The sequence below is a fragment of the Secundilactobacillus silagei JCM 19001 genome (genome assembly GCF_002217945.1).
Classification (GTDB): Bacteria; Bacillota; Bacilli; order Lactobacillales; family Lactobacillaceae; genus Secundilactobacillus; species Secundilactobacillus silagei.
In genome coordinates, this window is sequence record NZ_BCMG01000001.1 from 1 (window position 1) to 12,752 (window position 12,752).

The following is a 12,752-nucleotide window of genomic DNA, read 5'->3' on the forward strand; positions in this document are numbered from 1 at the left end:
GGAAGGATAAAGCAATGGCGATATCCTTTTTTCGTGTCAACATACATAGATTACAGAAAGAAAAATCTGTTGTCGATCATGTCTTGTGACATGACCAACAACAGATATGATAGAACCTCTTTTATCTATATTATAAGGAGTGTGTGATATGAGTCGATTGTCAGAAACTATGAAACACGAATTAAAACAGATTCAGCCATCATCGATTTTGAAGTTCAACCAAGAAATCTCTCAAATTCCCGATATGGTGAAGTTAACCATTGGTGAACCAGATTTTAATACACCTGATCACGTGAAACAGGCTGCTATCCGCAGTATCGAAAATAATGAAAGTCACTACACGGATTCCCGTGGTACGGATGGCCTTCGCAAAGCAGCATCGAAATTCTTGCACGATAAATATAACGTGACCTACGATCCAGAAACGCAGATCTTAGTCACGACTGGTGCCACCGAGGGGATCTTTTCATCACTGACTGCCATGTTGAATCCTGGCGATACGGTCATTATCCCCACACCTATTTTTCCACTATACATTCCGGACACGCTGCTGAACGGTGCGAAGCCCATTTTCCTGGATACTTCCGATAATGGGTTTATCCTCTCACCTGAAAAGTTACAAGCAACCATTGAAGCCAACAAAGATACGGTGAAAGCCGTGGTTTTGAACTTCCCATCTAACCCAACTGGGGTCACCTACAGTCGGAAAGATCTGCAGGCGATTGCGGATGTCATAAAGCAGTATGATATCTTCGTTTTAAGTGATGAAATCTATTCTGAACTGACTTACGGTGAACGCCACGTTTCCATGGGTGAACTGTTGCCAGAACAGACTATTTTACTAAACGGTGTGTCCAAGTCTCACGCTATGACCGGCTGGCGGATCGGCCTGGTATGCGGACCCGTTGACGTGATCACAGAAATTGGTAAAGTTCACCAGTTCGCCATTACGTCGGCCACGGCTAACGCCCAGGCTGCCGCGGAAGAAGCCTTCAAAAATGGCCCAGACGATGGGGTGGCCATGCGGAAAATTTATCAGCAGCGCCGTGATCTATTGTTAGCTGGCTTAAAGAAAGCTGGTTTTGAATGCGCTAGTCCTAAAGGGGCGTTCTACTTGTTCGCTAAGATTCCAGCCAACTTGAATCAAGACAGCGTTGCCTTTTGTTACGAATTAGCTAAGGAAGCTAAAGTAGCCGTTATTCCAGGAGCTTCATTTGGTGCCGGTGGTGAAGGCTACGTTCGTATCAGTTACGCGGCCAGCACCGAAGACCTGAAGAAGGCAGTGGTACGGATTCAAAAATTTGTTGATGCACATTAATTAGGAAGAGGGAACCTGTGTTGAAGTTTTTGTTATATCATGCACGTGAAGATGAATTAGTTGCTGTTAAGGAATGGATGAAGGCGCATCCCGATGTCCAAGTCGATACTAACGACGTTCCGTTAACTGAAAAAACGGTCGGGTTAGCTAAGGGCTATGATGGTATCGTGATTCAGCAGCATATTCCAGTGGATTCACCAAAGATTTACCAGCAGCTGCATGAATTCGGCATCAAGCAGTTGACGTTACGAATCACGGGTTATGAAATTGTTGATTTGAAACAGGCTGCTAAAAATCATCTGGTTGTGACTAACGTACCGGCTTATTCACCACGTTCAGTCAGTGAACTGGTACTGGCTCACGTGATGCGGTTAGTTCGGCATTTAGGCATCGCGCAAGCGCGTGAAGCCCACCACGACTTTACTTGGGATGGCATCGAAGCCAATGAAATTCATAATTTGACGATCGGCATTATTGGCGCTGGTAAAATTGGCAGTGCCGTTGCCCGGATTTTCAAGGCGTTAGGTTCAACGGTGATTGCAGCTGACCCGATTCACCGGCCAGAATTAGGCGATACCTTGACCTATACGGATCACGAAACGGTCTACAAGACGGCCGATATTGTGACCATGCATACGCCACTAACGGATGAGACCCACCACATGATCGACAAGCACGTTTTCAAAATGATGAAGCCATCAGCGTTCTTCATTAACGCTTCTCGTGGCCCAGTGGTCGTTGCTGATGACCTCGTGGACGCACTGGAAAGCGGTGAAATTGCCGGTGCTGGGATCGATACCATCGAAGGTGACAGTCAGATCTTCAGTCAAGACTGGTCTAATAAACAGCTAGATAATCCGCCACTGGAAAAGTTACTCAAGATGCCAAACGTCAGTGTCAGTCCCCACGTGGGGTTCTATACCGATGCTGCGGTGGCTAACATGGTAGAAATCGCCTTAGACGACGTTTTGACCATCGTAAATGGCGGCACCAGCCGGCATCAAGTGACAGAATAAGGTTTAAACTTGAATCGCACTGCGAAAGTCTGCAGTGCGATTTTTTGATGATAATGCTGTAAAATAGTTATCAAAAGAGACTAAGGGTGGTGTTTAAAATGGATCTGCCACAAGCATTTTATTTTCAGGCTGGTGAACCGGCCGTGTTACTGCTGCACACGTTTTCGGGTACGCCCAATGATGTACGGGCACTGGGACGCGGTCTGCAGAAGCAGGGCTACACCGTGTTAGGCCCCATGTTTACGGGGCACGGCACGGCTGATCCGCAGCAGATCTTCAAAACGGGCGATCCGGATCAGTGGTGGCAAGATACGGTTGCTGCCATTCAGCAGTTAAGAACTGACGGCCACCAGCACATCGCTGTTTTTGGGGAGTCGCTAGGCGGGCTGTTTGCCATGAAAGCTCTAACTCAATTTAACGACGTTGTCACCGGTGGCACCATTGATACACCATTGTTTCCGGTGGATACCAGCCGAGTAGCTAACCGCTTTTTGGCTGAATGCCGGCAGTGGTATCAAAAATTAGCGTTACCCGCTAGTGAGGTCACTGCCAGAATGCAGTATCTGACCCAGCATATTAACGCGATGCTGGCTAGCATTGGCACGTACACTGGACCAATTCACGATGAGTTGGCTGGGTTAACGAAGCCGGTTTTTATTGCCCAAGCGGATGCGGATGAGCTGCTTGAACGCAATATTGGTCAACGGTTGGCCGATTATTTAGCTTCAACGGCTCAGGTGACGCTTAAACACTATCCAAACGCACCCCACGTCATGACCTTCAGCCCCCAGGGACGTCAGTTGACGGCTGATATGAGTCGTTTTCTTGAAAAGAATATGCCAGTTTAGAAGTAGCTAAAGTAAGATAACAAGCCTGATTCTCGGTCAAAAAATGACTGAAAATCAGGCTTGTTTTGCTGACCCGTTTGAATTATCTTTTTTTTTAATTTTTTTAAAAAAAGTGGCAGACGGAAACGGCCGAAAAGCGTTGAATTTAAGCGGTTTCAGGCTGATACTAATACTTAGATATACATCTTTTTAGAAGGAGGCCGAGTGAAATGAAAGCACAACATCATTTAGTTAAATTAGGATCTCTTTGCGGCATGGTAACAGTGGTAGTTCTTTTGGAAATTGACCAATTTCCTCAACTAGCGTATGCAGCTACCAGCCAGTTTTTGGACAAGATCAACCGCCAGAACTTGACTGAAGCCGTTTTTATTGGTGTTGGTCTACTGATTTGCCTATTGGGACTATTTGGACTTGATTGCTTTCGTGCTCGGCATCCGCGGGTCAATAAATCAGCATTAAAATCAGAAACTAAACTGACGAAGATGACGTCAGCACAACAAGTGAGGGATTCAAATGAAGCGCATCAATTTAATTAATCAACGTTTTGGCCGGTTGATCGTAATCGGTTTTGCAGGGAAAGCTAAGAATGGTAACGCTTTGTGGCAATGTCGGTGTGACTGCGGCCAGGAAGTGGTTGTTGATGGTTATTTATTGCGTAAGGGCAATACGCGAAGCTGTGGCTGTATCCGGCGCGAACGTGGCAGGGAGGCCATGCGGACCAACGAGCAGCTGATTGCTAATCGCGGGGACGTCAACAATCTGCAGCAAGTCAATGGCACTAGTGTGGTTGCCATCATGAAAAAACGTAAAACCAATAAGTCGGGCGTTGCCGGCGTCTCCTTTGATAAACGCTCACAGCGTTGGGTTGCCCGGTTAATGATCCGCGGTCAGTACGTGTTGAACCATAGCTTCGACACGTTCAATGAGGCGGTGACAGCGCGTAAAGACGCCGTTGAAAATAACTTAGGTGAAGCCCTGGTTCAAAGTGTTAAGGTGGGTCAGTAACAATCATTCTAATTATAGAGATAATAAAAAACTGATCAGTAATCAAGAATTCGATTGCTGATCAGTTTTTTATTATTTTGATCTATATATGGTTAAAAGAGGGAACGACAAAATGATTCATTTCAGATAAATTTTTCAGAAATGAATCATTTATTGCTATCCTCTTGCACCAAGATTGATTTTTCCAGAAAGACTGATGAAGTAAGCAGCCAGCCCAGAAACTGAGTGACCGCCACTGCCGTTATTAGCAGCGGCATGGCCAAACGACTGGCCATTATTAGCAATGGCATCACGGTGAACCTGGCCGTTTCGTTCAGTATCCTTGGAAGTGGCCTGACTGGTAGTGTTTTGAGCAATCTTTTGGTTTGGTTTGGCCATGTTTTGATTAGTTTGATTGCTGTTATCAGAGCTGTTACTGTTATCAGAATTCTGACTATTCGTGCTTTGATTAGTCGCATTTTGATTGCTTGAACCTTGACTGTTCGAAACGGAATTAGTCGTAGCTTGCTGATTATTTGCCATGCTGGTTGTGCTGGCAGCTTGATCAGCAGTCTTAGCGTTAGCAGCTTTCACTGACTGAGAAGCATTACCAAGTTGAGCGACAATTGGCATAGTATTGTGTTTGAACGGATTAGCTTGGCGGGCAGGGTGACTGACTTTGATGGTCATGACCGGATTAGTCTGGCTCAAAGTGGTATTCCCCTTAACGTCATTACTTAAAATAACGTAGCCAGCTTGACGCAGACCGTTAAGCTTTTGCTGAATCTGCGTGCGAACATTAGCACCTAGCTTGCCAATGACGGTAAGCTGACTCAGTGGCTTGCCAGTTTCGGTCACAATGTTGACCGTTGCGGTTGGTGTTGCTACCGGACTGGTTAACATTGAGAGTGGCGTAGTCGTAAGTGAACTCGAATTACCAGTTACAGTCGTTGCAGTACTACCTGCTGTTTCAACAGTACTATCCGTTGTTTCAGTGGTCGTTATAGTAGTCGTTGAAGTGCCGCTGTTATTTGAGCTTGAGCTATTCGTAGTTGTTGTATTTGTTGTCCCAGTTGTCGGTGTTGAGCCACCAACTGTAATGGTAGTGTGACCTGATCCAGCTTGACCATTGTCATAACTGCCGACTTTAACCGGTGCTGACTGATCGCGTTTGAGATAGAGACTGAAGCTGTATTCACCAGTTAGACCAATTGGAGTAGTTTCAGACGTGACGATCCAGTTAGCAGTATTTACAGTTCCAGTTTGACCTAGTTTGGGCTGATAGTAGTAATTAACGACGATTGGATTGAGGTCGGTGTATGACTTAACCGTCTGATCAATGAGACCCGTGGTATTACCGCTATCGTGATCAAAGGTGTAGCCGGCAAATTGCAGTTGGCTATCATCTGCGTCGTAGACTTGACCCTTGGCTGCCATATTGGTTGGCAAAGAATACGTCCAAAGTACATTACTTGGATCCGTTGCGTCAACGTAATGGACCACGATTGGTGAAAGCTGCATATAGGCTAGGTTAGCGGTTTGCGGAGTTTTCACAAAGGTGTCTGGAATGTCTTTATCAACGTTACCAACGTAAGAATATCCCGGAATCGGAGTTACTAGGATAGACTTATCCTTAATTGATGAACCGACAGTTCCTTGATACTCACCGGTAAAGGTGTTACCAGCAATTTTAGTGCCAGTCACACCATCGATGGCGTTAACTTCTAATTGCCCCATCTGACTGACGTTAGGGTTACTCGTGGTAGAACCTTGAGTTGAGACTGATGTGCCAGAAGTTCCCGTTGGTTCAGAAGGCTGTGCAGGCTGCTGATTAGTAGTATTCCCCTGAGTTGAACTTCCCTGGGTCGAACTTCCCTGAGTCGTCGAAGCGGATCCTGGATTGGACGTTACCGTGCCAGTATTAGGCGCTATCGGCGTTTCAGGTGATGGCGTTTGAGGAGTTGTTGGTACCTCAGACGATGGAGTTGGTTGATTAGAATCAGTTTGCGTTGTTGTGGAAGTGGCCGTTGAGTTAGCAGACTGTAACGTCACAGCATGAGCGTCAGTACTTGGTTGGTACCCAAAAGAACCAGTCACTACGCCAGAAACTACTGAATTCTTAGTTGCTGCGTTAGTGACGGCGTTTTGTGTTTGTTGTGTTGGCTGGTCGGCGTGAGCATCTACATGCTGTAACTGAAAGCCAGCTAATACAGTAACTGAAAAAAGACACGCTGCTAGCCATTTATTTTTCGCTGTCCTGCTGAATTTCATCTACGCCACTTCCCTTCTGTGCTGTATCTTGGTTTGGAAATAAACTTGGTAATTTTTGTCGCTTAGCATCTAGAATCAAATCTGCGAGGTTCGACCAGTCAACTGGTGTTGGCGGATCTTGCCAAATCACTTGGGTCTGGCTGACCTTCTTCGAATGAAAATCGGAGATGTAAATGTCGGTATCGGCCGTTAAATGCGCATCGATAATGATGTGCGCGTGGTTGAAGGCGCTAAGTGATTGAATGACATAATTGGTATATAAATTGCCCTGAGAAAAGTCGACACAAATGTGAACTTGATCGCGCATGAGTTCGGCCGGGACGGCATTGATCAATGCGAACATATAGCTGAAGTATAAGTTGACAGCCATTTTTTGGGTCAAATGCAGGTCCTCACGGCGTTGTAACTTGGTAATGCTGTGCGATACAGCAACGTCAAACGCTGGGTAAAGTTCGGCAAAGAACTGAACTTGATCAGGGCTGATAAACGTCGTGGGCTCAATGTAAAACGTCGTGAACTGAAAATGAATACTGAGTAGACTGTCTTCCAGCTGATGATCATCAACCAGGTGAGTGGTCAGCAAAACGTTGGTGTCTTGCATCTCACCCATAAATTGAGCGGTTAATTCATCAACTGCTGGGATGTTAGCGGCTAGTTCACGCATTTTGTCAAAGCCGAGATAACCTTGAGCAATTAAGAAACTATAGAGGTAATTAAATTCTTCTGCGGTGAGTTCCAACTGATCTGCTAGCAGGTTTTGGAGCTGTTCCATCATCGCCTGGCTGGACGCCGTTGGTTTGATCTGAAGCTGCTGATTATTACCAATGGTGTTTTTATCAAGCATCCGCAGTAACCAGATCCGCAGAAAAGTGGCTAATTTGGTTTCCTGTGTGGGGTTCAATTCATCGGGTAAACCGGATTGAATCGCTGCTACCATATTGTCAATCAGTGGGTTAAGCGGTTCGAACGGCTCGGACACACCATTGTATAACGTATAGTAAAGCTGAAATAAATGCAGCCGAACCGTAAACTCCTTACTAGCATATAAACTGCTAGCTTGAAAGAAGTTGTGCTTCGTTAAGGTATCCGACAGGGAATCCAAGGACCGGTAGAAGACGGAGCTGCTCATATAATTAGCAGTCACGTATTCCTTCTTAGTGTACAAGTGGTTATAGAAGAACTGGTATTCCAAAGCGGTAAAAAGCGGTGCGCGATTCAAGTAGAGCAGGGTCACTTTTTGCAGCAAGTAAGAATTCAGCCCAAACGCTTGCCACGTGCCCTTATTAGGTTCATCTAGATAACAGGGCGTCTCTTCGGCAACTGAAGCCAAATCAGTATTCATCGTTTCAAAGTATTTATTCAATTGATAAGTCGTCAACGACAATGATTGAGCTAACTCTTCTTTATTTAAGGTCTGGTCAGCTTGTTGGGTGAAACGAGATAAAATATCGAAACAAATGTGATCATTTTTCGATAGTAAAAACGTATAATCCATGGCAGACATTCCAATCATTTTTCTCGATTACTATTCCACCCTAAATTATACCTTATTATAGTCCCTTTGCGATAATTAAACAGTTTTCCAACATAATTGATTTCGCCACTTTTTTTAAAAAACTAAAAAAAAGTGGGAAGCGCGAAGTATTGTATTTACCGCTGTTTCAAGCCATAATGTTCTTTGTATTAAAGGTGCTCGTGCTTAAGTTTCTGAACGGCTAACTGCTTAGAAAATAGCTGAGAAATTTTAATACAGGGGTTAAACATTATTTGATCGATGTAGTGTTATTGAACAAATGATTGGTTTTGGGAGCAATTTTCAACAGGGCAGTTCAATATTGGAGAGAATGTTGAGCCGACTTTAACTGCTGAGCCAGTGATTTATCTTAATGGCACACGTCCAGTAATGAAGTTGTATCTGTCGAAGTGCGGGGGCACGGCGATGGGCTGCAGCGTTAGATAAAAGTGTTTGGTGACGACGAATCATTTAAGCACTAGCAACACCCGCAATAATGAATAATGACGACTTTAAGGATCGTGATGATCGTTATTGCATCAAACAAGGCTTTACTTCGCGTTCCCTGACAACAGTAAAGTTTTTATAAGCTACATGGGTCTTCGCTAAAGCCAATTAGTGGGATTTGCAAAAAACAGTCACCTTAGTGTGACTGTTTTTTATTTATGGGCAATCAAAAAACTGTTCCCGAGATCATCATCTTAGGAACAGTTTTTTGATTAGTAATTATTATTTTTTAATCAAGCGAGCGCGATAAACCGCCTGAATGGCGTTTAACTGGTCGATAATATTGGCATCCTGTTTTTGGAGGTGTTTGACATCAATAATGGTGTAGGCGACTTTGTCCTTCGCCGCGTTGCTCATGTTTTCAATGTTAATGTTGGCATTTGCTAGAATAGTGGCAATTTGGCCGACCATGTTAGGGATGTTTTGGTGCATGACGGTGATGCGGTAAGGGGTGCCAAACGGTGCCTGCAGATTCGGCAGGTTGACGCTGTTTTGCACGTTACCGGTTTCCAGATAGTCCATGATGGTTTCAGCACCTTGAACGGCACCGTTAGTTTCGGCTTCGCCGGTGGAACCGCCAATGTGAGGGGTAATGATGACATCTTTGCGATTGAGAATCTCATCGCTGCCGAAATCGGTGTAATACCCCTTCGCATGACCACTGTCTAAAGCTTTCAGCATCTCGGTGTTATTCACGATACCGCCACGGGCAAAGTTAAAGACTGTAACGCCGTCTTTCATGGCAGCGAAGGCCTTAGCACCGATCATGCCGGTGGTCTCCTCATTCTTAGGCACGTGGATCGTGACGTAGTCGGCTTTTTTCAGCGCTGTGGCGAGCGTCTTGGCACGGTGAATGTCAGTTGAGATCCGCCATGCGGCATCCGACGACAGGTACGGGTCATAGGCAACGACCTTCATACCCAGCTGGCTAGCAGCGTTGGCAACTAACGAGCCGACGTGGCCGACCCCAATGACGGCCAACGTTTTGCCTAACAGTTCCTGGCCGTTAAACTTGGTTTTATCGTGTTCAGTCCGCTTGGAGATATCAGCCCCGCTATTATGAGCAGCGTAATCAGCGGCAGCAAATAAATTCCGTGAAGCGGCGATCAGCATGGCCACCATCAGTTCCTTGACCGCGTTGGCGTTACTGCCGGGAGTGGTGAAAACAGCGGTCCCGTTGGCTGTCGCTCTGTCGATGGGGACGTTGTTGAAGCCGGCCCCCGCGCGAACGATGACCTTTAGATTTTGAGGCAGTTCCTGTTCGTGCAGGTTTACCGACCGAATTAGGTAAGCATCGGCATCATCGGTTTGGTTGATCTGGTATTGATCGGTGAACCGGTCAAAGCCCGCCTGCACAATTGCGTTATACGTTTTAACTTGATACATATGGACACCCTCCTATAAGTTCTTCTCGAAGTGATACAGTTCATTGACCAGTGCCTGAACGCCTTCAAATGGCATGGCGTTGTAGAGGCTGGCACGCAGGCCGCCAACACTGCGGTGGCCCTTGAGGTTCAATAAACCATGCGCTGTCAGGTCATCGATCGCTGCTTGATCAGTTTTCGGATCACCGGTCATAAACGGTACGTTGGTCAGTGACCGATCGGCATGTTTGACCGGGTTGTTGAAGAGTTTTGACTGATCTAAGAAGTCGTACAGCAGGCTGGACTTCTTCTTGTTTAAAGCCTCCATGGCTTCAATACCACCGATCTTTTTCAACCACTTTAGCGTTAGACCAGTCGCGTAGATGTTAAAAACGGGTGGGGTGTTTGGCATAGAGTTCTTTTTGGCGAACAGCTGATAGTTAAACACGCTTGGAATGTGGTCCACCTTTTTGATCAGTGATTTTTTCACGATGACTAGCGTGACACCGGCAGGGCCTAAGTTTTTTTGAACCCCAGCAAAAATGAGGTCGAAGTCGCTGACGTTATAGTGCTGAGCCATGATGTTAGAGGACATGTCGCCAATCAGCGGTGTGCCGTTAGTCTGCGGTAAATCGTGATAGGCCGTGCCCTCGATGGTGTTATTGGTGCAGATGTGTAAATAATCGTAGGTATCGGTTGGTAAAGTTGAGGTGCGTGCTGGCAGCCGGTCGTAGTGGGTGGCCTTAGTTGACGCCAGCGTATCCACTTGATAGCCCAAATTTTCGGCTTCTGCACCGGCTTTAGCAGCCCAGTGGCCACTGTCCAGCAGGGCAATTCGGTGGTGCTTAGTGGCTAAATTCATGGGAACAGCAGCGAACTGGCCGGTACCGCCACCCTGGAAGAAGAGGACTTCATAGTCATCGGGAATACTCATGAGGTCGCGAAGATCCTGCTGGGCGGTGTTGATGATGTCATCAAACAGGGCGGAACGGTGAGAGATCTCCATGATGCTCATTCCGGTTCCCCGTAAGGATGGGAGTTCGCTTTGAATTTGGGTGATGACTTGGTCTGGTAAGGTGGCTGGACCAGCGGCAAAATTATAAACTGTCATGAGATATTCCTCCAAATAATTTAGAAATTAAAAAATCCTCACAGTGGGCACTGTGAGGGTGATTGATTACAGGTATAGTGGCCTCACAGTTGAATTTTAACCTTCATCTGTGGGAGACCAATTAGGATACATGAAAGCGGTCTACACAGATGTGACTGTAGACCAGGAGGATGATACGATTTGCATGTTTTGTTGCTTGTTCATATCAATAACCTCCCTTTCTTTAATTAAAATTTAACAGACACGGTGATGATTGTCAACGTCAATTCGATAATCAATGGGCTATGAGTTAGCAATGAAAACGGTTTATATCATATAAGGCAAAACTTTAAGGACTGTCAAAATAATTTTAAATTGGAATTGTATGAGGAAAATTGATACTATAAAAGCAATGATTATTTCAGGTTAATGACTAAACATCAAGAAATGAGGAAAACTGCATGACTGAATTTTATTTTATTCGCCACGGTCAGACTGAGGGCAATGCGCTGGGGCTGAAGCAGGGGACCATGATTTCGAATATCACGCTGCTAAATGAGACCGGGAAAAAACAGGCGCAGCATTTACACGACCACTTTGACATTCAGTTCGCTGATCAGTTGATCGTCAGTCCACTGCAACGAACGCAGGACACGGCGGCCATTTTGAACGCTACGGCAGGGTTACCTACTCAGACCGATTCGCGACTGCTGGAAATTTCCTATGGCAAATGGGACGGCTTAAAGAACCGGGAGCTGCAAGCGAAGTATACCGATGTTTTTGATCCCGTTTTGCACGATGTTTTACCAGACTACACCAAGTATGCGACTGATGGGGAAACTTTTGAGCACGTGGTTCAGCGCGTCACCGACTTCATGACGGACTATGCTAGCCAAGCTAAGGACGGCAAGTATATCGTGGTGACACATGGGTTTACGGTTAAGGCGGCGGCTTTAGCAGCCCTGCAGCCCCAAGATCCCATGACGCTGCCGGAACCGGACAATACCAGTGTCACTAAAATTAGTTTAATTGATGGTCGATACTACGTGTGGTTTTATAACCGGCTGTACTAAATTGAAGAACAACAAATAGAGGCTGTACCATAAGTCTATGTTGGTAAGTATCCTAATTAACTTCTTAACTGAGAATAGTAACAAATGGCCATTTGTTCAATCCTTCGATATGGTCTAATAGTGCGCCAAAACTCAGATTCCGGCCATTTAACCCAAATAAGACCTATTCCGATAAAGTTCATCGAAATAGGTCTTATTTGGGTTAAATTCTGGAATCTACCGAGTTTTGTCACACACTCGGTTATTTGTGTATTAGAGTGTTTTAACCATATTGTACCAAGTTTCGCCAGCGTGGGCTGAGTCTGAAACGCCCTCGTTGACGTAACCGTTACGTTCGTAAAACGGGACTAATTTTTTGAGACAAGTGAGGGTGATGGCCGTACGGTTTTGCGCGTGGGCAACTTGGGCTAATTCAGCGAGTAACTGGCTGCCAATGTGTTGGTCACGGGCGCTTTTGGCCACTGCCAAACTTAAAACGGTCTGGTAACGGTCAGATGGTTTGTTAGCTGTCAGATGGGCATACAGATCATCACTGAGATAGCGTTCATCTGAGGCGGGGCCAACCACGTAACCTAAGACCTGCTGATCTTGTGAAGCAACAATAAAAGTGTCACTAATACGGTCGATTCGTTCGGCCATACTGGGCTTAGTAGCGGCCTCGTCAGGGGTGAAGCCCTGATTTTCAATGGTCATAATGGCTGACAACTGATTGGGTTTAGCGGGTTGAAATGTAAGCATGAGGATCCTCCGGAAATTTTAAAATCAAAA

The 12,752-nt window shown here is 45.7% G+C and carries 11 protein-coding genes; 6 read left to right on the plus strand and 5 right to left on the minus strand.

Annotated elements, in window-relative coordinates; genetic code table 11:
• Positions 1-148 precede the first annotated feature (148 nt).
• The 5 genes from CES79_RS00005 (at position 149) to CES79_RS00025 (ending at position 4,187) form a co-directional block, all read left to right on the plus strand.
• Complete coding sequence (locus tag CES79_RS00005) at positions 149-1,318, plus strand: aminotransferase class I/II-fold pyridoxal phosphate-dependent enzyme (RefSeq protein ID WP_089135939.1); 1,170 nt, start codon at positions 149-151, stop codon at positions 1,316-1,318.
• Positions 1,319-1,335: 17 nt separating this feature from the next.
• Entirely contained in the window at positions 1,336-2,334 is a 999-nt protein-coding gene (locus CES79_RS00010; RefSeq protein ID WP_191983060.1) for a D-2-hydroxyacid dehydrogenase, read from the plus strand.
• Between the two features lie 98 nt (positions 2,335-2,432).
• Complete coding sequence (locus tag CES79_RS00015; protein WP_054653550.1) at positions 2,433-3,182, plus strand: alpha/beta hydrolase; 750 nt, start codon at positions 2,433-2,435, stop codon at positions 3,180-3,182.
• A gap of 209 nt (positions 3,183-3,391) precedes the next feature.
• Positions 3,392-3,718 (plus strand): hypothetical protein, encoded by a 327-nt coding sequence (locus CES79_RS00020; protein WP_054653552.1) that lies wholly within the window; start codon positions 3,392-3,394, stop codon positions 3,716-3,718.
• Positions 3,696-4,187 (plus strand): hypothetical protein, encoded by a 492-nt coding sequence (locus CES79_RS00025; RefSeq protein WP_089135941.1) that lies wholly within the window; start codon positions 3,696-3,698, stop codon positions 4,185-4,187. Before CES79_RS00020 ends, CES79_RS00025 begins: the two co-directional genes overlap by 23 nt.
• A gap of 156 nt (positions 4,188-4,343) precedes the next feature.
• Here the strand turns inward: CES79_RS00025 and CES79_RS00030 are convergent, their stop codons facing one another.
• From CES79_RS00030 to serC, 4 genes are all read right to left on the minus strand, one after another.
• Positions 4,344-6,437, minus strand: a complete 2,094-nt coding sequence (locus CES79_RS00030; protein ID WP_089135942.1) for a MucBP domain-containing protein — start codon at positions 6,435-6,437, stop codon at positions 4,344-4,346.
• Positions 6,409-7,932 carry a hypothetical protein gene (locus CES79_RS00035; protein ID WP_089135943.1) on the minus strand — a complete coding sequence of 508 codons (1,524 nt, stop codon included), beginning with the start codon at positions 7,930-7,932 and terminating at the stop codon, positions 6,409-6,411. Before CES79_RS00035 ends, CES79_RS00030 begins: the two co-directional genes overlap by 29 nt.
• A gap of 747 nt (positions 7,933-8,679) precedes the next feature.
• Positions 8,680-9,843 (minus strand): phosphoglycerate dehydrogenase, encoded by a 1,164-nt coding sequence (locus CES79_RS00040; RefSeq protein WP_089135944.1) that lies wholly within the window; start codon positions 9,841-9,843, stop codon positions 8,680-8,682.
• A gap of 12 nt (positions 9,844-9,855) precedes the next feature.
• On the minus strand, positions 9,856-10,932 hold the full coding sequence (gene serC / locus CES79_RS00045; RefSeq protein ID WP_089135945.1) for a 3-phosphoserine/phosphohydroxythreonine transaminase: 1,077 nt from the start codon (positions 10,930-10,932) through the stop codon (positions 9,856-9,858).
• A 440-nt stretch (positions 10,933-11,372) separates the two neighbouring features.
• On the opposite strand from serC, the gene CES79_RS00050 reads away from it, so the two are divergent.
• On the plus strand, positions 11,373-11,984 hold the full coding sequence (locus CES79_RS00050) for a histidine phosphatase family protein (protein ID WP_089135946.1): 612 nt from the start codon (positions 11,373-11,375) through the stop codon (positions 11,982-11,984).
• A 252-nt stretch (positions 11,985-12,236) separates the two neighbouring features.
• Here the strand turns inward: CES79_RS00050 and CES79_RS00055 are convergent, their stop codons facing one another.
• On the minus strand, positions 12,237-12,722 hold the full coding sequence (locus tag CES79_RS00055; RefSeq protein ID WP_054653560.1) for a GNAT family N-acetyltransferase: 486 nt from the start codon (positions 12,720-12,722) through the stop codon (positions 12,237-12,239).
• Between the last annotated feature and the right edge of the window lie 30 nt (positions 12,723-12,752).

Bases quoted from the DNA above. Each gene is read 5' to 3' on its own strand.
- CES79_RS00005 (WP_089135939.1), top strand. From the start codon at position 149: ATGAGTCGATTGTCAGAAACTATGAAACACGAATTAAAACAGATTCAG.
- CES79_RS00015 (WP_054653550.1), top strand. From the start codon at position 2,433: ATGGATCTGCCACAAGCATTTTATTTTCAGGCTGGTGAACCGGCCGTG.
- CES79_RS00020 (WP_054653552.1), top strand. From the start codon at position 3,392: ATGAAAGCACAACATCATTTAGTTAAATTAGGATCTCTTTGCGGCATG.
- CES79_RS00025 (WP_089135941.1), top strand. From the start codon at position 3,696: ATGAAGCGCATCAATTTAATTAATCAACGTTTTGGCCGGTTGATCGTA.
- CES79_RS00030 (WP_089135942.1), bottom strand. From the start codon at position 6,437: ATGAAATTCAGCAGGACAGCGAAAAATAAATGGCTAGCAGCGTGTCTT.
- CES79_RS00035 (WP_089135943.1), bottom strand. From the start codon at position 7,932: ATGGATTATACGTTTTTACTATCGAAAAATGATCACATTTGTTTCGAT.
- CES79_RS00040 (WP_089135944.1), bottom strand. From the start codon at position 9,843: ATGTATCAAGTTAAAACGTATAACGCAATTGTGCAGGCGGGCTTTGAC.
- serC (WP_089135945.1), bottom strand. From the start codon at position 10,932: ATGACAGTTTATAATTTTGCCGCTGGTCCAGCCACCTTACCAGACCAA.
- CES79_RS00050 (WP_089135946.1), top strand. From the start codon at position 11,373: ATGACTGAATTTTATTTTATTCGCCACGGTCAGACTGAGGGCAATGCG.
- CES79_RS00055 (WP_054653560.1), bottom strand. From the start codon at position 12,722: ATGCTTACATTTCAACCCGCTAAACCCAATCAGTTGTCAGCCATTATG.